Source organism: Luteibacter pinisoli (assembly GCF_006385595.1).
GTDB lineage: Bacteria > Pseudomonadota > Gammaproteobacteria > Xanthomonadales > Rhodanobacteraceae > Luteibacter > Luteibacter pinisoli.
In genome coordinates, this window is sequence record NZ_CP041046.1 from 3,071,963 (window position 1) to 3,093,877 (window position 21,915).

Here is a 21,915-nt window from a genome sequence, read left to right on the forward strand (position 1 = left end):
GCTATGAAACGAACCACCGAACGCAAGAGCGCGAAGGTCGACCTGGGCGCTCCCGAGCTGTACATCAACCGGGAACTGGCCGCGCTGGAATTCAACTTCCGCGTGCTGGCCCAGGCCAGCGATCCGGACGTGCCGGTGCTGGAACGCCTTCGCTACCTGACCATCGTCAGCAACAACCTCGATGAGTTCTTCGAGGTGCGCGTGGCCGTGCTCAAGCACAAGCATGCCCTGGGTGCCGCCACGCCCGGTGCGGATGGCCTGTCGTCGGCCGAGATCCTGGCCCGCATCCGCGAACGCACGCTGGAGCTGGTGGGCGAGATCTACCGCATCTGGCACGACGAACTCGGCCCCGCGCTGAACGCCGACGGCATCCGTTTCGTCACCCGCGACAAGTGGTCGGAGAAGCAGCGCCGCTGGCTGCAGGGCTACTTCCAGAACGAGATCATGCCGGTGCTGTCGCCGCTGGGCCTCGATCCGGCGCACCCGTTTCCGCGCATCCTCAACAAGACGCTGAACCTGGCCGTGGTGCTCAAGGGCCGCGATGCGTTTGGCCGCGAGGGGCACATGGCCCTCGTTCGCGCGCCGCGTTCGCTGCCGCGGATCATCCACATCCCCGCCGCCGTGTCGGACAGCGACGGCGACTTCGTCTTCCTTGCCGAGGTGCTGCAAAGCTTCGCGGACGAGATCTTCCCGGGCTTCCAGGTGTGCGCGGCGTACCAGTTCCGGGTGACTCGCAACAGCGAACTGGTGGTGGAAGAGGCCGAGGTGGAAAACCTTGCGCGTGCGCTCAGCGAAGAGCTGGCCGGCCGCGGTTACGCCCGCCCGGTTCGCCTTGAGGTGGGCGCCGATTGCCCGCGTGCCATCACCGACATGCTGATGGCCAACTTCCAGCTGGAAGACGCCGACATCTACCGTTGCGACGGCCCGGTGAACATCATCCGCGCCGGGGTGATCTACGACCAGCTCGACCGCCCGGAACTGAAGTTCCCGCATTTCACGCCGCGCCTGTCGCCGGCCTTCGCCAAGGGCGTGAACGAATTCGACGTGCTCGGCGAGCGCGACGTCCTGCTGCACCACCCCTACGAGTCGTTCGCGTCAGTGGTGGAACTGCTGCGCCGTGCCTCGCAGGACCCGGGCGTGCTGGCGATCAAGCAGACGCTGTACCGCGCCGGCAAGGACTCGCCGCTCGTGGACCTGCTGGTGGAGGCCGCCCGCAACGGCAAGGATGTCACGGTGGTGATCGAGTTGCGCGCGCGGTTTGACGAGGAAGCCAATATCGGCCTCGCGAATCGCCTGCAGGAAGCGGGCGTACAGGTCGTCTATGGCGTGGTCGGCTACAAGACCCACGCGAAGATGCTGCTCATCGTGCGCCGCGAAGGCAGTGGCCTGCGCCGCTACGTGCACCTCTCCACGGGCAACTATCACCAGGGCAATAGCCGCGGGTATACCGATATCGGCCTGATGACGTCGAACGCGGAAATCGGCGAGGACATCCACAAGGTGTTCCAGCAGCTCTCCGGGCTCGGTCCGATGATCCAGCTCAAGCGGCTGCTGCACTCGCCGTTTACGCTCTACAGCAGCGTGATGGGCAAGATCGAACGCGAGATCGCGCATGCGCAGAATGGCCGGCCCGGACGGATCGTCGCCAAGCTCAACGCGCTCAACGAAGCCCACGTGGTGGAAGCGCTGTACCGCGCCTCGCAAGCCGGTGTCCAGATCGACCTCATCATCCGCGGCGCGTGCACGCTGCGCCCGGGCATCAAGGGCGTGTCGGACAACATCCGCGTGCGCTCCATCATCGGCCGCTTCCTCGAACACAGCCGCGTGTACTGGTTCGGTAACGACGGCGACCCGGAGCTGTACTGCGCGAGCGCCGACTGGATGGAACGCAACCTCATGCGCCGTATCGAGGTGGGCGTGCCTATCCTCGAACCGGCCCTTTGCCGCCGCGTTTACGAAGAGACGCTGGAGAATTACTTGAGCGACAACACCCAGGCCTGGATGCTCGGCGCGGACGGACGCTATACGCGCCGGCACCCCGCGGCGGGCGAAGCACCCCACTCGGCGCAGCAGGCGCTGCTATCCAAGTACTGCGGGTGAAGCGGCGCATCCTGCTCCTGTCGGTGTCCGCAGGCGCGGGGCACGTGCGTGCCGCGGATGCGCTTGAGGCCACCGTGGCCGCCCTCGCGGCGGATGGCGGCGCCGTCGAGGCCCGCCACCTCGACGCGATGGACTACGTGCCGTCGAGCTTCCGGCGGATCTACGCCGATTTCTACCTCAGCCTGATCACGCGTTACCCGCGCTTGTGGGGAATGCTCTACCGCATCACCGGCGACGCGCACCCGGACGCCGTCACCCAGCGCATGCGACGCACCATCGAACGCGTGAACACGCGGCGCCTGCGCGCGGCGATCGCCGAGTTCGCTCCCGACGCCATCATCTGCACGCACTTCCTGCCGGCGGAGATGCTGGCCCGGCAGATTCGCAAGGGTCGTGTCACGGTGCCCGTGTACCTGCAGGTCACCGATTTCGACCTGCACCGCATGTGGGTCATCCCGGGCATGAGCGGCTATTTCGCCGCCAGCCCGGAAATCGCCCACCGCATGCACGCGGTGGGCCTGCCGCCCGCGCGCGTGCACACCACCGGCATCCCGGTGATGCCCGCCTTTGCGCAGCCGCTGCAGCGCGAGGTACTTGCACGCGGCTTCGGCATGGATCCTGCCCGTCCGGCCTACCTGGTGATGGGCGGCGGCGCCGGCGTCGGCGCGCTGGATGAACTGGCCGATACGCTGCTCAGCGCGGGCGGTGATTTCCAGCTCGTGGTCCTGGCCGGCCGCAACGCGGAGATGCTGGCACGGCTGCAGCGGCTGGCACGCGATAAACATGCCGGCCGGCTGTTCCCGCAGGGCTATACGCAACACGTGGAGCAGCTGATGGCCTGCTGCGACCTGGCGATCACCAAGCCGGGCGGCCTCACCACCTCCGAGTGCCTGGCGATGGGCCTGCCGATGATCGTGAACGCACCGATCCCCGGCCAGGAAGAACGCAATGCCGACTACCTGCTGGAACAGGGTGCGGCGTGGAAAGCCATCGACGGCGTCGCACTCGCCTGGCGCGTGAATGCGCTGCAGGACGACCCCGCGCACCTCGCCGGCATGGCTGCACGCGCACGCGCCATCGGCCGGCCGCACGCCGCGCGCGATGTGCTCGACATCGTTCTCGCGCAGTTGGGCCACGGATGAGTCATTCGCCACGGCGCCGTGTCATCGCCGCGTTTACCACCGCCGCTTTCGCCTTCCTGCTGGCCTTCTTCTTCGCCCACGTCGAGGTGGAAATCGAAGGACCGCACGGTTGGGCCACCAGCCTGCCGACGTGGCGGATCGAAAACCACTGGCTGCTCGACCTGCTCTGGGGCGGCCGGCCGATGACCGGGTACCACGCCTGGGTGTTCCCGTTCATCGCCCTGTTCTTCCACTTTCCCATGGTGTTCCAGGGCTACTGGAGCTGGCGTGCACAGGTTCGTGTCATCGCCTGCGTCATGCTGTTCTGGGTGGCCGAGGACGGCCTGTGGTTCATCCTGAACCCGGCCTTCGGCCTGGCGCGGTTCACCCCGGAAAACGTGCCGTGGCACCGCCATTGGTGGGGGCCTGCGCCTACGGATTACTGGGTGTTCGGCTTCCTGTGCATCCTGCTGTTTGCCCTGTCGGCGATGCCGAAATCGCGCGCGACCATTTCCCCTAAGACGTAAATGCGTGACAAAATTCCCCGATACGCCGCTGCGGACATCACCCTTGGCCACATCAGGTAAATCGCAGATCAACGACGGCGAATTCCTCGCTGCCGTTGACCTCGGCTCCAACAGCTTCCACATGGTGGTCGCGCGCTACGAACACGGCGAGCCGCGCGTGATCGACCGCCTGCGCGATTCGGTACGCATGGCCGTGGGCCTGCGCCCGGATGGCACGCTCGACGCGGCCCATCGCGCCGCGGCGCTGGGCAGCCTCGCGCGCTTCGGCCAGCGCATCGCGGGCATCCCCGCCCTGCACGTGCGCGCCGTGGCCACCAACACCGTCCGTCGCCTGGCCTCGCCGCACGCCTTCCTGTCGGCCGCCGAGGCCGCGCTGGGCCATCCGGTGGAAATCGTCTCGGGCCGTGAAGAAGGCCGCCTGATCTTCCTCGGCGCCGCGCACGACCTGCCCGCCTCGCGCGATCACCGCCTGGTGATCGACATCGGCGGCGGCAGTACGGAATTCATCATCGGCCGTGGCACGTCGCCGCTGCTGACCGAGAGCGTGCAGGTGGGCTGCATCGCCTCGACGCTGCGCTTCTTCCCCGGCGGCAAGATCACCCGCAAGCGCTGGCAGAAGGCGCGGCGCGAAATCGGCGTCCTCCTGCAGCAGTTCTCCGAGGATTATCGCGAGGCCGGCTGGGCCGACGCGTACGGTTCCTCGGGCACCGCCAAGGCCATTGGCTCGGTGGTACGCGCCATGAAGCTCTCCGACGATGGCATCACGCCCGATGCCCTGGCCGCCGTGCGCGAGGCCCTGATCGAACAGGGAGCCACCGGTGCGCCGCTGAAGCTGCCGGGGCTGGCGGAGGATCGCGCCGAGGTGTTCGCCGGTGGCGTAGCCATTTTCGAGGCCGCCTTCGAGGCGCTGGGCATCGAGCGCCTCGGTGTGTCCGAAAGCTCCATGCGCGAAGGCGTGCTGTGGGACCTGATCGGCCGTTCCGCGGGTACCGACCCGCGCATGGCCACCATCGAGGCCCTGGCCACCCGCTACGGCGTGGACCGGGCCCAGGCCCGCCGCGTCGAAACCACCGCGCTGTCGCTGTTCGACCAGCTGGCCAAGGCATGGAAGCTGGACGAGGACTCGCGCGAATGGCTGTCCTGGGCGACCCGCGTCCATGAAGTGGGCCTGGCGATCGCCCACAGCCAGCACCAGCGGCATGGCGCGTACATCCTGCGCCACGCCGACATGGCCGGCTTCTCCCGCCAGGAACAGCAGCTGCTGGCCGCCATCGTCGAATCGCACCGGCGCAAGCCCGAAAAGCCGGTGATCAACGCCCTGCCCGTGCGCTATCGCCCGCTTGCCCGGCACATCACCGCGATCCTGCGCCTGGCGGTGCTGTTCCGCCGTGCCCGCCGTGCGGAATCGCTGCCACGCATCCGCGTGAACGCCACGCGCCAGCGCCTGCGCCTCACCCTTCCGGCGGACTGGCTCGACCAGCACCCGCTCACCGAGGCGGACCTGGAGCAGGAGCGCGAGCCGCTGGCCGATCTGGGCCTCGAGCTTGAGATCGTTACGGAATAACCGTGACCACCCCCGCCAAGGGGGTATCATGGTCGGGTTGTCCTTTCGCACGAACCGGTTGCCCATGCTCAAAGCCGCCCTCGCCAGCCTCCTCCTCGCCCTGCCCGTGGCCGCCCTGGCCCAGCAGGCCAAGCCGGCGGCCCCTGCGCCCGGCCCCGTGGACCACCCCCGCGTGGTGATGCACACCACCCAGGGCGACTTCACGCTGGAGCTGTTCCCGGAGAAGGCGCCAAAGAGCGTGGCCAACTTCCTGCAGTACGTGCGCGACGGTTTCTACGACGGCACCGTATTCCACCGCGTGGTCGACGGCTATATGGTGCAGGGCGGCCTCTACAGCCGCGACCTCACCCAGCGCCGCACGCGCGCACCGATCGCCAGCGAGGCCGACAACGGCCTCTCCAACCTGCGTGGCACGGTCTCCGTGGCGCGTGGCGCCGATGCCAATTCGGGCACCTCGCAGTTCTTCGTGAACCTGGTCGACAACCGTCGCCTGGATTACGTGAGCAACCAGAGCGGCCTCACCTGGGGCTTCGCCGTGTTTGCGAAGGTGGCCCAGGGCATGGATACCATCGACAAGATCGCCAAGCTGCCGACCAAGGCGCAGGGCCCCTTCGTGGGCGACGTGCCGAACCCGCTGGTGATCATCAACTCCGCCCAGGTCGTGGGTGAAGAGAAGGCCGTGCCGGCCGCGTCGTCCACCGCGGCGAAGCCCGCGGCGGCGGCACCGGCGCCCGCGCCGGCCGCCGCGCCGAAGAAGACCGACAAGAAGCCGGCTGCCAAGACCACGCCATGACCACGCTGTTCATCGCCGACCTCCACCTCGACGACGCCCGCCCCGAGATCACCACCCTCTTCGAGCAGTACCTGGCGTCGGACGAGGCGCGCAGCGCGAAGGCGTTCTACATCCTGGGCGACCTGGTGGAAGCGTGGATCGGCGACGACGACGATGCCGAACTGCCCTCGCGTATCGCCGCGGCCACCAAGGGCCTGAGCGATGCCGGTGTGCCCGTGTATTTCATGGTCGGCAACCGCGACTTCCTGCTGGGCGAGGCCTTTGCCGCGCGCGCGGGCATGACGCTGCTGGACGATGGCACGGTGCACACCATCGAAGGCGTGCCGACCCTGCTCATGCACGGCGACGTGCTGTGCACGGATGACACCGAATACCAGGCCGTGCGCGCCCAGGTGCGCACGGACGCATGGAAGCAGCAGATCCTGTCGATGCCGCTGGAAGCGCGCCGCGCGTTTGCCGCGAAGGCCCGCAGCGACAGCAAGTCACGCACCGGCCGCATCGACGAGACGATCATGGATGTGAACCAGGGCGCCGTCGAAGCGGCCATGCGGAACGCGGGCGTCACCCGCCTGGTGCATGGGCATACGCACCGCCCGGCGATCCACGACTTTGACCTCGACGAAACCCACGCCCAGCGCATCGTGCTGGGTGACTGGTACGACCATGGCTCGGTGCTGCGCATCGAGACGGATGGCGTCGCGCTACGCGGGCTTAAGCTGCCCTGACGTCAAAGGGTGACGAGCCAGGCCAGTTCCGACTCGGAAAAGCCTGCCTCACGCCGCGCCTCGAGGTTGAACGGCCCACGCAGCGACCCATTCATGTAGTCGTTGAGCAGCTGCGCGAACGTGGCTTCCGGCTCGATCCCGTCGCGCGCGCAACACCAGTGGAACCAGCGCGTGCCCGCGGCGACGTGGGCCACTTCTTCGCTCAGGATCACTTCGAGGATGGCGATCGTGCGATCGTCGTTCTGGTGGCGCAGGCGGCCGATCATGCCCGGCGTGACATCCAGGCCGCGCGCTTCGAGCACGCGGGGAACGAGGGCCATGCGCGCGGTATCGCTGTGGGCGGTTTTTTCCGCCATCTCCCACAGGCCGTTGTGGGCGTCGAAATCGCCGTACGTGTAGCCGAGTTCGCCGAGGCGGCCCTGCAGCATCATGAAGTGCCGGGCTTCGTCGTTCGCGCAGGAGGCCCAGTCACGGTAATACGCCTCGGGCATGCCGCGGAAGCGATACACCGCATCCCAGGCGAGGTCCATGGCGTTGAATTCGATATGGGCGATGGCGCGGACCAGGGCCGCGCGACCTTCCGCGGTGCCGAGGCCACGCTGTGAGAGCTGGCGGGTCGACACCAGGCGCGGCCGCGCGGGACGGCCGGGCAAGGCAATGAGCCCGGCAGGCGCCGAAGCGGCGTCCGGCGCAAGCTCGCCCGCGGTGAGGCGAGCGAAGGTGTCGAAGGTCAGCCTGACCTTTTCAGCGGGGTCCGCCGCATCAAGGCAGCGGCGGGCGGCGGCGTGGAGATCCTGCATCGCAAGGGGCGCGGCACGCCGGGCGTGCCGCGCGGGCCATCAGGCCGTGCGGCGCTCGGTCTTGGCGTTGTCCGAACGCAGGGCTTCCTGCTGCTCGAGGAACGCCGAGTCCACGCCGGTGACGTACTCGCCGGAGAAGCACGAGGTATCGAAATGCGTCAGGTCTTCGTTGCCGTCGCTCACGGCCCAGACCAGATCGTCCAGGTCCTGGTAGATCAGCCAGTCGGCGCCGAGCAGCTTCTCGACTTCCTCGACCGTGCGGCCCGCGGCGATCAGTTCATTCGCGGCCGGCATGTCGATGCCGTACACGTTGGGGTAGCGCACCGGCGGCGCGGCCGAGGCGAAGTAAACGTTCTTCGCGCCGGCGTCCCGCGCCATCTGGATGATCTGCTTGGACGTGGTGCCGCGGACGATCGAATCGTCCACCAGCAGCACGTTCTTCTTGCGGAATTCCAGGTCGATGGCGTTGAGCTTGCGGCGCACGGATTTCACGCGCTCGCCCTGCCCCGGCATGATGAAGGTACGGCCGATGTAGCGGTTCTTGACCAGGCCTTCGCGCATCGGCACGCCCAGCGCCTGCGCCAGCGAGCTGGCCGCCGTGCGCGAGGTGTCGGGAATGGGGATGACGGCGTCGATGCCGTGGTCCGGGCCGCGCTCACGCAGGATCTTCTCGGCGAGCTTCTCGCCCATGCGCAGGCGCGCCTTGTACACCGAGACGTCCTCGATCATCGAGTCCGGACGGGCGAGGTACACGTATTCAAAGATGCACGGCGCATGCACCGCGCCTTCGGCGCAGAGCTGCGAGAAGAGCTGGCCACCTTCGGTGATGATCACGGCTTCGCCCGGCGCGATATCGCGCACGCGCTTGAAGCCGAGCACGTCGAGTGCCACCGACTCGGACGCGACGGCGTACTCGTGGCCTTCCGGCGACGTACGCTCGCCCAGCACCAGCGGGCGAATGCCGTTCGGGTCACGGAAGGCGATGAGGCCATAGCCCAGCACCAGCGCGATGCAGGCATAACCGCCACGCGCACGGGCGTGCACGCGCGACACCGCCTGGAACACGTGTTCCGGGGTCAGGTCGCCGCGGTCTTCCATCTGCAGCTCGTGCGCGAGCACGTTGAGCAGCACTTCGGAATCGGAGTCGGTGTCGATGTGGCGACGGTCGTCCTCGAACATTTCCTTGCGCAGCTCCTCGGTGTTCACGAGGTTGCCGTTATGCGCGAAGGCGATGCCGTAGGGCGAGTTCACGTAGAAGGGCTGGGCCTCTTCCGTCCCCTCCGAACCGGCCGTGGGATAGCGGCAGTGGCCGATGCCGATGCGGCCGCGCAGCTTGCCGACGCCCGCCGAGTTGAAGACGTCGCGCACCAGCCCGTTGCCCTTGTGCAGGCGCAGGCGTGCGCCATCCACGGTAGCGATACCGGCGGCATCCTGTCCGCGATGTTGCAGGACGGTCAGGCCGTCATACAGGGCCGATGCCACTTCCGTGGTACCGACGATGCCGATAAGTCCGCACATGGTGTTGCCTTCTACGAAGAGGCTGCCGTGGAGGGGGCAGCAGGGTGAGCCTGGCTATTGTCGCGCGTTTGCCCAGGGATCGGCAGGTCGCGCAGTTTCATGAGATCGTCTTTGCTGGGGAGCGTGACGTCGGGCATTTTGATGTTCTTCAACGCTTCCGGCGGATGCATGTAATCGCGCACATTGGCCGGAATCTGCTGGCCAATCCATGCGGCCGGTGCCTGGAACTGCTGGATCATGGTGGATTCACGCCACCAGGGGTCGTTCGGCAACGGCGTGAAGCCGAGGATGAACACCACGAGGCTGACGAGGAGCACGCCCCGCGCCAGGCCGAAAAGCATGCCGAACAGGCGATCCGTGCCGCCCAGCCCCGTGCTCGCCACCAGGCGCGACACCAGGAACCGGATGACGCCGCCCACCACCAGCACGGCCACGAACGCCAGCGTGTAGCCAATACCCACGCGGGCGGTGGCATTCGACACCGTGCCTTCGAAGTAATGCGCCAGCTGCGGACCGACGGCCCAGGCAACCCAGAACGCGGCCACCCAGATCACCAGCGACAAGACCTCTGAAATGAGGCCGCGCGCCAGGCCGATCAAGACCGAGATGAACAACACCGCAAGGATGACGTAATCGGCCCAATTCACTGCGCTGCTCCCCATGTGGCGATGTCGCGTGGCCCGGCGCCCTTACGGGGCCGACACCACGACGCCATCGAGGCCGACCTTGGCCTTGATCTGGTCTTTCAGGCGTACCGCGTCGTCACGCTGCGTCTGCGGCCCGGCGCGGACGCGCCAGAGCTTCGCGCCGCTGCTGGAAGCGATGCTGTCGACATAGCCGGCGATGCCGGCGGCGCGCAGCTTGTCGCGCAGGCGGGTCGCCTCGGCCTCGCTGCTCACCGCAGCCACCTGGACGGCGAAGCCACCGGCGCGCGGCGCGGCGGCCGGCACGGCAGCCGCCTGGGCCGGCGGGGCGGCGGGCGCGGCGACCTTGGGCGGCGCCGGCACATCGGCCGACTGGGCCTCCGGCTTTGACGACAGCGAAGCGGGCGCGCCCGGCACGGCGGCCGTGATCTTCAGGCGCGCGGCTTCCGCCGCGGCACGGGTTTCGAACGGGCCCGCGGTGACGCGGGTCAGCGCCTTGCCGGCCTGGTTCAGGCTGGCCGTCGCCACCGGGTAACCGAGGGCGCGCACCTTCTGCACGACCGCGTCGGCCTTGCTGCGATCGGCGTAAGCGCTGAGGTTGATCGTGAAGCTGCCGCGCGCCGCGGTACCGACGGGCACGGCGGCGGCCGGCGCCGGTGCAGGCGTGGCGAGCGCAGGAGCCTGCGCGGGCTTCGAGGGCTTGGCTGGCGTGGCGGCTGGCGTGGCGAAATCTTCCGGAAGGGCTTCCGGCGGCTTGCGTGAGGCGATATCCACCGACGCAAGGCGGCTGCCCGTGCCAGGGGCCGGGGTAACAGCGGCCGGCAGGGGCGGCCGGGGCGGCGGACGGCGCCTGGGCCGGCTGGCCGGCGGGCGCGCCAGGCGCGGCGGCAGGCGCCTGCGTGGCCGGGGCTTGCGCGGCGGCGGGCGTCGCCGTGCCGTTCGGGGAGACATCCAGCGTGCGCGACTGCAGTTCGCGATCCGGTGCCGGCGGAATCTCAAGGCTGACCGTCTGGTCGGTGTCACTTTTCGGCGGCGTGCTGGAGAACAGCATCGGCACGATCAGGACAAGCAGGGCAATGAGGACGGCGGCACCCAGCAGGCGTGTTTTCAAGGAAGGCTCCATTCGACCGACGCAGTGCGGATCAGCGCGATTATAACCGGCAATGGGCAGGGCCCGGTGCCCTCCCCGTGTCGTCGTTCACACCCGCGTGGTGAGCGCGGCGCCCGCCACGAAGAACGAGCCGAAAAGCAGCACGGTGTCGTCCTCGCCCGCCGCCTCGCGAGCGGCTTGCCAGGCCGGGGCGACGCCGGGGAATGCCGCGCGCTCCGCCTCGGGCAACGCCGCGGCGACGGCGGCATCCAGTACCGCGGCGGGCAGCCCGCGAGGCGTGTCCTGGTCGAGCCCCGCCAGGAACCAGCGGTCCACGCGGCGACCGACGGCGGCGACCACGCCCGCCACATCCTTGTCGGCCAGCGCGCCATACACGGCGAACACCCGGCCTGCCCGCGGCTGCGCATCCAGCCACTCGGCCAGCGCACGGGCGGCCTGCGGGTTATGGCCGACGTCCACCACCGTGAGCGGCCGCTCGCCGATCCGCTGCAGGCGGCCGCCGACACGGACCTGGGCCAGCGCCGACGCGATCGCGGCCAGCGGCACGGTCAAGACCGGGCGTAGCGCATGCAGGGCGGCGATGGCCGCCGAGGCATTGGCGAACTGCACGGGTGCCGCGAGCGCCGGCCGGGGCAGCTCGAGCGACGCGCCGTCGGTGTGCAGCCAGCGCCACGTCGGCGCCGTGCCGGTTTCCCACCAGTACGACGAGCCGGCGCGCTCGATCATGGCACCCACGCCGCGAAGCGCTTCCAGCAGGCCTTCGGGCGGATCGAGTTCACCGACCACGGCCGGCCGCGCCGCCCGGGCGATCCCCGCCTTCTCACGCCCGATGCTGTCGCGGTCGTCGCCGAGCCATGCCTGATGATCCAGGTCGATCGTCGTGATCACCACCCCGTCGGCATCGATGATATTCACGGCGTCGAGCCGGCCGCCGAGTCCCACCTCAAGGATGGCGACATCCACGCCGGCGCGCGCCATGACGTCGATGGCGGCCAGCGTGCCGAACTCAAAATAGGTCTGCGGGATGGCACCCCGCGCAGATTCGATGCGCTCGAAGGAAGCGACGAGATCCGCATCGGCGGCGTCCGCGCCGTCGATGCGCACGCGCTCGTTGTAACGAAGAAGGTGCGGCGAGGTGTAGGTGCCCGTGCGGTACCCGGCCGCACGGAGCATCCCTTCGAGCAGGGCAACGGTGGAGCCCTTGCCATTGGTGCCGCCCACCGTGATCACGATGGGTGCCGGTCGTGGCGCGCCCATCGCTTCCCACACGGCACGGACGCGATCGAGGCCAAGCTCGATATCGCGCACGTTCGTGGTTTCCTGGTAAGCCAGCCACTCATCGAGAGTGCGACTGACGCGGGCGGGAGGGGTGTCCGGCATGACGGAAAGCTCAACGAAAGAGCGGTGAAGCTTAATATCCGGGCCGCCTGCGCGCACGTGCGCCGGGCGTACGCGTCGTCAGAGGCCCGTCATGTTCGCGCCATGGTCCTTTCTGGTGGAGTGGACAAGCGTCCATGCCATCGCCCCACTCCTTGCCTGGCTGCACCTCGGCAACCTGGCCGGCGACCCGCGAGAGATCGCCGAGGCGATCCTCATCTCGCTCTGCCAGGTGGGCATCATCGCCTTCATCTTCCGCCCGATGGAGTCGATATGGCCAGCGGAGCGCTGGGAACACCGCAAGCTCACCCGCGTGGACCTGCAGTACACCCTGATGATGCTGCTGGGTATCTTTCCCGTCTTCAGCTACCTCGTCCTTACACCGATCAGCAACTACTTCGGTGGCGCCGACACCGGGCCGGGTGACGCATCGCTGCTCGGCATCGTGCACTGGGTACCCGCGCTGGCATCCCACCCGGTGATCCTGTTCGTCATCTACTACGTCATTTACGACCTGGTCTATTACTGGATGCATCGGCTCCAGCACGCCCTGCCATGGTGGTGGGCGCTGCACAGCATGCATCACAGCACCCGGCAGATGAGTTGTTGGACCAACGATCGCGGCAGCCTGGTCGACGGCTTCCTGCAGTCGATGGTGCTGGCGGGCGTGGGTGTCGTCATTGGCGTGGCGCCGACGGATTTTGCCTGGCTGGTACTGCTCGGCGAGCTGGTACAGAACTTCTCGCACGCCAATGTGCGCATTCGCTTCGGGCCGGTTGGCGACCGGTTGCTCGTCTCACCCACGTTCCACCGTTTGCATCACATGGTGGTCGACCCTGATCGCCCTGCCCTGCACAACTGCAACTTCGGCCAGGTCTTCTCGCTATGGGACTCGCTGTTCGGCACGGCCTTGCACGGTGAACCGATCCGGCCGACCGGCGTAGGCGACCCGATGGTCGATGCGGATAATGAAAAGGGATTGGCCGGATTGCACTGGGCGGCCTTCCGACGCTTCTGGGGCGCGGTGACATGCAAGGCCGGCTGGCGCCCTGGCGAAGTAGCGTTTACCGAGGATTACCGACCGATACCCGTTGCGGATATCGATTTGCATGCGCTGCACGAAAAAGCCAGCCCTTAGGCTGGCTTTTTCGTCTCGTCACAAACCGCGATCAGCAGTCCGAACCGCCGAACGGGTCGTCCAGGATGATCGTGTCGTCGCGGTCCGCACCGGTGGCCACGAGGGCCAGCTTGCAGCCGGAGAGTTCTTCCACGGCGCGCAGGTAGGCGCGAGCCGCCGGGGGCAGCTTGTTCCAGTCGCGGATGCCCGCGGTGGACTCTTCCCAACCCGGGAACTCCAGGTACACCGGCTTGCACTCGGCCCAGCCGTCCGCATCGAGCGGGGCCAGTTCGCGGCGCTTGCCACGGTATTCGTACGCGATGCAGACCTTGATGCTTTCCAGGCCATCGAGCACGTCGAGCTTGGTGATGGCCAGGCCGTCGATGCCGTTGATCTGCACGGCACGCTTCAGCGCCACCAGGTCGATCCAGCCGCAGCGACGCGGACGGCCGGTGCTGGCGCCGAACTCGTTGCCCTTCTTGCGCAGCAGCTCGCCCATCTCGTCGTTCAGTTCCGTCGGGAACGGACCGCCGCCAACGCGCGTGGCGTAGGCCTTGCAGATGCCCAGCACGTAGTCGATATCGCGCGCGCCCACGCCGGTGCCGGCCAGTGCGCCGCCAACGGTGGTGTTCGACGAGGTGACGTACGGGTAGGTGCCGTGGTCGATGTCGAGCAGCGCGCCCTGCGCACCCTCGAACAGGATGTTGCCGCCTTCGCGACGCACGTCATGCAGGATGGTGGCGACGTCGTCGACCATCGGACGCAGGTACTCGCCCCAGGTCAGCGCTTCGTCCAGGACGGTCTGGTAGTCGACCGGCTCGGCCTTCAGCCACTGGGTGAGCACGAAGTTGTGGTACTCGACGGCAGCCTGCACCTTCTCCGGCAGCTCGTGCGGGTACATCAGGTCGGCGACGCGGATGGAGCGGCGCGCCACCTTGTCTTCGTACGCCGGGCCGATACCGCGGCCGGTGGTGCCGATGGCCTTTGCGCCGGACGCCACTTCGCGGGCCTTATCCACAGCGATGTGGTACGGCATGATCAGCGGGGTGGCCGGCGAGATCTTCAGGCGCGGACGCACGTCGACGCCCTGGGCTTCGAGCTCGGCGATTTCGCTCATCAGTGCGGCCGGCGACAGCACCACGCCGTTGCCGATCAGGCAGAGCGCGTCGTCACGCAGGATGCCCGAGGGGATCAGGTGCAGGACGGTCTTCTTGCCCTTGATCACCAGCGTATGGCCGGCATTGTGGCCGCCCTGGAAGCGAGCGACGGCACCGACGCGTTCGGTGAGCAGATCGACGATCTTGCCCTTGCCTTCGTCGCCCCATTGCGCGCCGAGAATAACGACTGACTTACCCATGATGGTGGTTCTCTTAGGTTGCTTGTGCCCGCGGGGGCGATGTGGAGGCTGGGTTAGCGCTGGCGGCCGGGGCCGTCGTTGAGGTAGCGCAGGAATTCGGAATCGGGCTTGAGCACGAGCGTGGATTTACCATCGGCGAACGCCTTACGGTACGCCGCCATGCTGCGATAAAACGCGAAGAACTCGGGGTCCTGCCCGTACGCGGAAGCATAGATCGCCGCCGCCTTGGCGTCGCCATCGCCGCGCACCGAGGTCGCGTCGCGGTTGGCGTCAGCCAGGATCACGGCGCGCTGGCGGTCGGCCTCGGCATGGATCTTCTGGGCGTTTTCCTGGCCCGTGGAACGCAGCTCGTTGGCCAGGCGCGTGCGCTCGGTGCGCATGCGCTTGTACACCGAACCGCTCACCTCTTCGGGCAGGTCGATGCGCTTGATGCGCACGTCGACCACGCTGATGCCGAGCGTCTTGCGCGCGATATCGTCGGTGCGCTGGCGCACATGGCCAGTGATGTCCTTGCGGCCACCGCTGATCAGGTCTTCGAGCGTGCGCGAGTTGAACTCGTCGCGCAGGGCGTCCTTCACCACGGGGGTGAGGCGGCCGATCGCGGCGGTGGGATCACCGGCCGTGGCGCGGTAGTACGCCGCGTTATCCGCGATACGCCACTTCACGTAGAAATCGACGGCGACCGTCTTCTTTTCCTTGGTGAAGTAACGCTCCGGCGGCGCGTCCAGGCCGAGGATGCGGTCGTCGAACAACACGGCCTGCTGGGCCAGCGGTACCTTGAAATGCAGGCCCGGCTGGTAATCCGAACGCACGATGCGGCCGAACTGCAGCAGCAGCGCGTTCTGGCCTTCCTTCACCACGAAGACGCTGTTGAAGCCCAGCAGGACCAGGGCGACGGCGACAAGACCGGAAATGATCTTCACGGGTTGCCTCCCTGCGTGGCCGGTGCGGCATCGGTGGTGGCGGACTGGACGACGGTGCCCACGCCGGGCACGTTGCGCACGCTGGTGTTGCCGGCTTCCACCGGCAGCTGGATGAGGTTCTTGCCGTTCGTGCCGTCCACGACCTTCGGGTTATGGCTCATCACGTCCTCGACGGTTTCCAGCCACAGGCGGCGCCGGGTGACATCGGGCGCGCCGCGGTATTCCTTCAGCAGCAGGTTGAAGCGGTCGGCGTCGCCTGTGGCGACGGCGATGCGCTCCACGCGGTCGGCCTCGGCCGAGCCGGCGATGCGGGCGGCTTCGCCACGCGCCTCGGGGAGGATCTTGCTCTGGTAGGCCAGGGCTTCGTTCTCGGCGCGCTGGCGGTCTTCACGGGCGGCGTTCACGTCGTCGAAGGCGTCCTTGACCTCGCGCGGCGGCGACACGCTCTGGAAGCTCACCCCGGTGACCGCGATGCCGGCGTCATACATGTCCAGGGTGGACTGGAGGATGTCGCGGGTCTGCTGCTGCAGGCTCGCCTTGGCTTCGGGGCTGGCGTCGGCGGCCGCGGACGGGTCCGCCGGGGCATCGGCGCCCGGCGTGGTCAGGATGTTGTCCATGGCGTTGGCGCCCACGACCGAGCGCACCGCCGCCTCGGCGGCGTTCTTCAGCATGTTTTCAGCGTTATCCGCATTGGAAAACAGGAACTTGCGCGCGTCCGAGACCTGGTACTGCACGTTGAAGTCGATGGCGATGATGTTCTCGTCGCGGGTGAGCATCGACACCGTGTCGGAGACCGTGCGCACCTGGGTGGTTTCCACCTTGGTCACGGTCTCAATCGGGTTCGGGGCCTTCAGGTGCATGCCCGGGGGCAGCACGCGGGAGAACTGGCCGAAGCGCAGCACCACGCCGACCTGGCGGGCGTCGATCACCGTGAAGCTGGAGACCAGCAGCCAGGCGACGATGAACACCAGGAGGATGGCCAGCAAACCGCCGCTGCCAGCACCAAAGCGGCCGAACCGCGAGGTGAACTGCTTGAGCAGGCCGTCGAGGTCGAACTTGCGCTGACCCTGCCGGTTGCGGTTCCAGGGGTCCTTCTGGCCGTTGCCGGGTTCGTTCCAGGGCATGGTCGACAGTCTCCTTGGGGGACCGGAGGGTGGGCGGCTGGAAAGCCTTCAGGCGCGCCCAAATGGGCGCGCAAACGCCGTTAATTCTACCAGAGGACGATCGCTCAGTGCTCGGCGTGAGGCGGATCGATCAGTTCGCGCAGGGGCGAACCATGGATATCGTCGCCCACGAGCGGGGCCAGGACGGAGCGCGGGGCATCGATATCGAGCTGCCAGCCATGTTCATCGACGGCCTCCCCTGCGATGGCACCGGCGGCCTTCAGCCGGGCGTGCAGCCGGCCCGCGCTGAGTGGCAGGCGTACGCCGGCGCGGATGCGCTCACCACCGAGCAGCTCACCGAGGGCCTCGCGCAGGCCGTCGACGCCGGCACCGGAATGGGCCGACAACCACACCTGGCGCGGCTTGCCGTCGTCGCCCCGATCCACCCGGGGCAGCGCGTCCTCGATGAGATCAATCTTATTCATGACCATCAGCTGGGGGACATCCCCGGCGCCGATCTCCTCGAGGACCGCATTCACCACCCGGCCGAGAAGCTCGCGCTCCTCGTCCGCCGCGTCGCTGACGTGCAGGAGAAGGTCGGCATCGCGTGCCTCGGCCAGCGTCGCCCGGAAGGCGGCCACGAGGTCATGGGGCAGTTCACGGATGAAGCCGACGGTATCCGCGACCACGGCCGGGCCGCAGGACAGGTTGTCGATCTTGCGGACCGTCGGGTCCAGCGTGGCGAACAGCTGGTCGGCCGCGTAGACGCCGCCGGTGGTCAGCGCATTGAACAGCGTGGACTTGCCGGCGTTGGTATAGCCGACCAGGGCCACGCGGGGCACGGTATTACGCAGCCGCGCGCGGCGTTGCTGGTCGCGCTGGACCTTCACCTTCTCGAGGCGCTTGCTCAGCATCTTCACGCGCTCGGCAAGCAGGCGGCGGTCGGTCTCCAACTGGGTTTCACCCGGGCCGCGGTTGCCGATGGCACCGCCGCGCTGGGCGTCCAGATGGGTCCAGCCACGGACCAGGCGGGTTGCCAGGTGCTTGAGCTGCGCCAGCTCCACTTCCAGCTTGCCTTCGTGCGAACGGGCGCGTTGGGCAAAGATGTCCAGGATCAGGCCGGCGCGGTCGACCACGCGGGTCTTCAGGTGCTTTTCGAGGTTGCGCTCCTGCACCGGCGTGAGTTCGTGGTCCACCAGGACCAGGTCCGCCTCCAGGGCGCGCACGGCCTCGGCGACCTCGTCGGCCTTGCCGGTACCGATATAGAAACGGGGATTGGGCGTGGCGACGCGCGCCGTGATGCTGGTGAGGACCTCGGCGCCTGCCGAAGCCACCAGTTCGGCGAATTCCTCGCCGCGGCGCACCGCGTCGCCCTCGCCCCGCGAATGCGGAAGCACCAGGATGGCCCGGTCGCCTTTCTTTTGCCTATCGAACACTTAGGGGTGTCACCTCATGGATGGAGAAAGGGACGGGCAGGCCATCGCTGGCCTGCCCGACCTTGTCCTTACCGATATGGGTGCCGTCGCGGGCCCCTCAACCCTCGACGTCGCCGCTTGTTCCATCCGTGTGGCTTTCATGCCCACCGACCCGGACATTCCGGCTCGGCACGACGGTGGAGATGGCGTGCTTGTACACCATCTGGCTCACCTGGTTGCGCAGCAGCACCACGAACTGGTCGAACGACTCGATCGTGCCCTGCAGCTTGATGCCGTTCACCAGGTAAATGGCGACGGGTACGCGTTCACGACGCAACGCATTCAGAAACGGATCTTGCAACGATTGCCCTTTGGACATTTCTTCTTCTCCCCTACGCCTCTCGTACGGGTCCGGGTAAAAAAACGCCAGACGGCGCCCCGGCCCAAGTGCTTTGAATCTTAACTGCTTTTAAACGCCGGCTGGAAGCGTACAGCGTGACGAATCCGGCATTCCGAGGAACTGCCTGACTGCCATGCACGCTTCCGGCAACGGATCCCCCTGATCCGGGTCGAACGTCCGTGCGTCGAGCTCGCTCCGCAGCCAGGTGATCTGGCGTTTTGCGAGTTGCCGCGTCGCATAGATACCACGGTCTCGGAAGTTCTGGGCATCTCCTTGTCCATCAAGGAATTCCCACGCCTGTCGGTAGCCCACGGCGCGGATGGCCGGCAGGTCCGCGTGCAGGTCGCCGCGGGCCTTGAGACCGCGCACTTCGTCCAGGAAGCCGTCGGCCAGCATGGCGTCGAAGCGCCGCGCGATGCGCTCGTGCAGCGCGGTGCGGCTGTCGGGCAGCAGCGCCAGTTTCAGCACGCGCCAGGGGAACGGCTTGCGCGGCGCATTCTGCAACTCAGTGATCGGACGCCCGGTGAGCTCCATCACTTCGAGGGCGCGCTGGATTCGCTGGGCGTCGCCCGGCCGGATGCGGATGCCTGCCGGCGGGTCGGCCGCCGCCATGCGGGCATGCAGGGCCGCCCAACCGAGCTCGGCCGCCTCGGCGCCAATCCGTTCGCGCACCGCGGGGTCGGCTTCAGGCAGTTCCGAGAGGCCGCGCTGCAGGGCGCGGAAATACAGGCCGGTGCCACCGACCAGCAGCGGCACCTGGCCACGCGCGGCCACACGCGCCATGGCCGCCGTCGCGTCCGCCGCAAAATCCGCCGCCGAATACGGGTCCGCGGGGTCGCGGATATCGATCAGCTCATGCGGATAGCGCGCCAGCGTCGCCGCGTCGGGCTTCGCCGAGCCGATATCCAGGCCACGGTAGACCAGCGCGGAATCGACGCTGATCAGGCCCAGCGGGAACCGATCGGACAATTCACAGGCAAGCGCGGTCTTGCCCGATGCGGTCGGGCCCATGAGGAAAACGGCTAAGGGGCGGGTATCGCTGGTCATCACTAGGCAAACGTCGAAACGTTCGCAAGCGTAACGCAGCAGGAGCCCGCCCGCTTATCGCGCGGGCACGCCCAGCTCCTTCAGCAGCGCCGGCGACGGATACACCTTGTCCATCAACCAGCGCATGTAGCGCATGTCGACGTGGATGGCGCGCTTGTAACGCGGATCGTACTTCCAGCTCGCGCTGACGGCTTCCCAGTTGCTGTCGAAGTTAAGACCGACCAGCTCACCCTTCGCATTCAGCACCGGCGAGCCGGAGTTGCCGCCCGTGGTGTCGAGGTTGGAGAGGAAGTCGACGGGCATCGCGCCGGTCTTCGGGTCGGCGTAGCCGGTGAAGTCACCCTTGTGGATCGCGTCCAGCAGCGGCTGCGGCGCGTCGAACGGCACCTTGCCGGTGTTCTTCTCGACGATGCCCTGCACGGTGGTGAGCGGCGCATACGTCACCGCATCGCGGGCGAGCAGCGGGGTGACCTTGCCGTAGCTGACGCGCAAGGTCGAGTTCGCGTCCGGGTAGACCGCACTGCCCTGCTTCTCGCGGTAACCGATCAAGGCCTGCATGTAGGCCGGGCGCAGGCGCAGGAGGTCGCCGTCGCGTCCCTTTTTCTCATCCTCGATGCGCAGCAACGCGGGGCGCAGTGTGCGGGCCGCCACGAGGATGGCATCGGTGCTCTTTTCCACGTCGGCCGGCGATGCTGCAAACAAACGGTTGCGCTCGGCTTCGTCGCCGAACTTCGTCGCGCCGTAGATGGCGTCGAGCGCCTTGGCCAGCGCGGCAGGCGTCGTGCCGAACACCTTGTCGACCTCAGCCAGGTGCTGCGCCGGCGGGAGTTGCTGGTAGCGCGTCATCAGTGACGTGACGAGTGCCTTCTCCACCTTCGGATCGTAGCGGCGCTGGATCTGCTTCAACTGGCCCTGGATGAGCTCCTCATCGCGCGCCTGGTATCCCGTTTCGCGCGCGGCGTCCGGCTTCGGCCGCTCGACCGCGAGGCGATCCACGTTCAGCGCGCCACGCATCAGCTGGGTCTGGCTCGACAGCAGGCCGAGCAGCAGGTCGCGCTCACGCACGTCCTTGCCCTGCGCAATCAGCGCCATGGCCTGGTCGATGTCGGGCTTCAGCGTTTTCGCTTCGGGCTGCGTGGCAAGCCAGGCGAGCATCGCCGCCTCGTCCTCGCGCCGGCCGACGACGGCGTCGCTGCGCTGCAACCCTTCGAGTTCGCCACTGAAGCGCTTGATGCCGTTCTTCAGCGACTGCAGCTGCGAGGCGTAACGGATGGCGGCGTCCTGCGAAGCATGGCCCTGGGCTTCGATCACATCCTGCAAGCCCTTCAGCACGGCCACGGACGTAGGCAGGCGCCACTGCACCTGGTCGGCGAATTCCGCCGCGGTGCGGTGGCGGTAGGTGATGCCCGGATAGCCGGCCAGCATCACGAAATCACCCTCGGCCACGCCATCGGTCGCGATCTGCAGGTGTGACGGCGGGTGGTAGGGCTTGTTATCCGGCGAATAGTCGGCCGGTTTGCCGTCCGGGCCGACATAGGCACGCAGGATGGTGAAGTCGCCGGCGTGACGCGGCCACATGAAGTTGTCGGTCTCGTCGCCGTAATTGCCGATGGCGCGCGGCGGCGCGTAGACCAGGCGCAGGTCGCGCAGTTCCAGCTGCTTCACCAGGTAGAAGTCGCGGCCGTAGAACATCGTGGCCACGCTGCACTTGAGGCCGTCGGCCTTTTCGCACTCGGCGACCAGCGCCTTGCTGGCGGCGTCCACGGCGTCGTAGTACGCCCTGCCCGTCTCGCCCCTGGCCTGGCCGAGGATGCGGTCGGTGACCTTGTCGAAACCCACGGTGACCCGGGCCCGGTAGTCCGGGTTGGCCGGAAGCTCGCCGGCGCGGTCGGCCGCGACGTAGCCGTTCGTGATCAGGTCGCGGTCCGGCTTTGAGTTGTACTGGATGACGCCGAATGCCACGTGGTGGTTGGTCACCAGCAGGCCGTCGGCCGAGACGAAGGAGCCGGTGCCGCCACCGACGCGGACCACGGCGTTCAGGGGCGCCCGGGTCAGGTCCGCCAGGGCCGCGGCGTCGCCATGGAAGCCCGCCGCCTTGAGGTTTTTCGCAATCGAAGGCAGCTGGGAGGGAAGCCACATCCCCTCGTCCGCCTTCGCCTCCAGCGCCAATGCCATGGCGGCTCCCAACATGACCGTACGGATACGCATCGTCTCACTTGCCCCTATGGGTTCCAAAGCTGACCCACCCTAGAGGCCGCCGACCGCCCTTGGCA

General features: G+C 67.7%; 19 protein-coding genes. 7 read left to right on the plus strand and 12 right to left on the minus strand.

Going from position 1 to position 21,915, the window contains the following annotated elements; all coding sequences use genetic code 11:
• Positions 1 to 3 precede the first annotated feature (3 nt).
• From ppk1 to FIV34_RS14000, 6 genes are all read left to right on the plus strand, one after another.
• Positions 4 to 2,100 (plus strand): polyphosphate kinase 1, encoded by a 2,097-nt coding sequence (gene ppk1, locus FIV34_RS13975; RefSeq protein WP_139983754.1) that lies wholly within the window; start codon positions 4 to 6, stop codon positions 2,098 to 2,100.
• Positions 2,097 to 3,242 carry an MGDG synthase family glycosyltransferase gene (locus FIV34_RS13980; RefSeq protein WP_211352635.1) on the plus strand — a complete coding sequence of 382 codons (1,146 nt, stop codon included), beginning with the start codon at positions 2,097 to 2,099 and terminating at the stop codon, positions 3,240 to 3,242. Before ppk1 ends, FIV34_RS13980 begins: the two co-directional genes overlap by 4 nt.
• Positions 3,239 to 3,748 (plus strand): hypothetical protein, encoded by a 510-nt coding sequence (locus FIV34_RS13985; RefSeq protein ID WP_139983756.1) that lies wholly within the window; start codon positions 3,239 to 3,241, stop codon positions 3,746 to 3,748. Before FIV34_RS13980 ends, FIV34_RS13985 begins: the two co-directional genes overlap by 4 nt.
• 43 nt (positions 3,749 to 3,791) lie before the next feature.
• Positions 3,792 to 5,312 (plus strand): Ppx/GppA phosphatase family protein, encoded by a 1,521-nt coding sequence (locus tag FIV34_RS13990; RefSeq protein ID WP_139983758.1) that lies wholly within the window; start codon positions 3,792 to 3,794, stop codon positions 5,310 to 5,312.
• A gap of 64 nt (positions 5,313 to 5,376) precedes the next feature.
• Complete coding sequence (locus tag FIV34_RS13995) at positions 5,377 to 6,105, plus strand: peptidylprolyl isomerase (protein WP_139983760.1); 729 nt, start codon at positions 5,377 to 5,379, stop codon at positions 6,103 to 6,105.
• The gene (locus tag FIV34_RS14000) at positions 6,102 to 6,830 is read left to right on the plus strand and encodes a UDP-2,3-diacylglucosamine diphosphatase (RefSeq protein ID WP_139983762.1); all 729 of its coding nucleotides are present in this window, start codon (positions 6,102 to 6,104) and stop codon (positions 6,828 to 6,830) included. The genes FIV34_RS13995 and FIV34_RS14000 overlap by 4 nt, the downstream gene beginning before the upstream one ends.
• A 2-nt stretch (positions 6,831 to 6,832) precedes the next feature.
• On the opposite strand, the gene FIV34_RS14005 is transcribed toward FIV34_RS14000, so the two are convergent.
• The 5 genes from FIV34_RS14005 to folC all read right to left on the minus strand — a co-directional run bounded on the left by FIV34_RS14005 (position 6,833) and on the right by folC (position 12,283).
• Positions 6,833 to 7,630: a ferritin-like domain-containing protein gene (locus tag FIV34_RS14005; protein ID WP_139983764.1), complete on the minus strand. Its 798-nt coding sequence runs from the start codon at positions 7,628 to 7,630 to the stop codon at positions 6,833 to 6,835.
• A gap of 39 nt (positions 7,631 to 7,669) precedes the next feature.
• Positions 7,670 to 9,148, minus strand: coding sequence for an amidophosphoribosyltransferase (gene purF / locus FIV34_RS14010; protein ID WP_139983766.1), 1,479 nt, complete (start codon positions 9,146 to 9,148; stop codon positions 7,670 to 7,672).
• An 11-nt stretch (positions 9,149 to 9,159) separates the two neighbouring features.
• On the minus strand, positions 9,160 to 9,795 hold the full coding sequence (locus FIV34_RS14015) for a CvpA family protein (RefSeq protein ID WP_139983768.1): 636 nt from the start codon (positions 9,793 to 9,795) through the stop codon (positions 9,160 to 9,162).
• Positions 9,796 to 9,837: 42 nt separating this feature from the next.
• Positions 9,838 to 10,566 (minus strand): SPOR domain-containing protein, encoded by a 729-nt coding sequence (locus FIV34_RS14020; RefSeq protein WP_246058626.1) that lies wholly within the window; start codon positions 10,564 to 10,566, stop codon positions 9,838 to 9,840.
• Between the two features lie 424 nt (positions 10,567 to 10,990).
• Positions 10,991 to 12,283, minus strand: a complete 1,293-nt coding sequence (folC, locus tag FIV34_RS14025; protein ID WP_139983770.1) for a bifunctional tetrahydrofolate synthase/dihydrofolate synthase — start codon at positions 12,281 to 12,283, stop codon at positions 10,991 to 10,993.
• A 91-nt stretch (positions 12,284 to 12,374) separates the two neighbouring features.
• Here folC and FIV34_RS14030 point away from each other — a divergent pair, with 91 nt between their 5' ends.
• Positions 12,375 to 13,418 (plus strand): sterol desaturase family protein, encoded by a 1,044-nt coding sequence (locus FIV34_RS14030; RefSeq protein ID WP_139983772.1) that lies wholly within the window; start codon positions 12,375 to 12,377, stop codon positions 13,416 to 13,418.
• 31 nt (positions 13,419 to 13,449) lie between these two features.
• Here the strand turns inward: FIV34_RS14030 and FIV34_RS14035 are convergent, their stop codons facing one another.
• From FIV34_RS14035 to FIV34_RS14065, 7 genes are all read right to left on the minus strand, one after another.
• Entirely contained in the window at positions 13,450 to 14,754 is a 1,305-nt protein-coding gene (locus FIV34_RS14035; protein WP_139983774.1) for an adenylosuccinate synthase, read from the minus strand.
• 53 nt (positions 14,755 to 14,807) lie between these two features.
• A complete protein-coding gene (gene hflC / locus FIV34_RS14040) occupies positions 14,808 to 15,677 on the minus strand; it encodes a protease modulator HflC (RefSeq protein WP_139983776.1) in 870 nt (289 codons plus the stop codon).
• Positions 15,674 to 16,801, minus strand: a complete 1,128-nt coding sequence (hflK, locus tag FIV34_RS14045) for a protease modulator HflK (RefSeq protein ID WP_139983778.1) — start codon at positions 16,799 to 16,801, stop codon at positions 15,674 to 15,676. Before hflK ends, hflC begins: the two co-directional genes overlap by 4 nt.
• A 104-nt stretch (positions 16,802 to 16,905) precedes the next feature.
• Positions 16,906 to 18,216, minus strand: coding sequence for a ribosome rescue GTPase HflX (gene hflX, locus FIV34_RS14050; protein ID WP_139983780.1), 1,311 nt, complete (start codon positions 18,214 to 18,216; stop codon positions 16,906 to 16,908).
• Between the two features lie 97 nt (positions 18,217 to 18,313).
• On the minus strand, positions 18,314 to 18,574 hold the full coding sequence (gene hfq / locus FIV34_RS14055) for an RNA chaperone Hfq (RefSeq protein ID WP_139983782.1): 261 nt from the start codon (positions 18,572 to 18,574) through the stop codon (positions 18,314 to 18,316).
• Between the two features lie 90 nt (positions 18,575 to 18,664).
• The gene (gene miaA, locus FIV34_RS14060; RefSeq protein ID WP_139983784.1) at positions 18,665 to 19,642 is read right to left on the minus strand and encodes a tRNA (adenosine(37)-N6)-dimethylallyltransferase MiaA; all 978 of its coding nucleotides are present in this window, start codon (positions 19,640 to 19,642) and stop codon (positions 18,665 to 18,667) included.
• 54 nt (positions 19,643 to 19,696) lie between these two features.
• Complete coding sequence (locus tag FIV34_RS14065; protein ID WP_246058627.1) at positions 19,697 to 21,817, minus strand: S46 family peptidase; 2,121 nt, start codon at positions 21,815 to 21,817, stop codon at positions 19,697 to 19,699.
• Positions 21,818 to 21,915 lie beyond the last annotated feature (98 nt).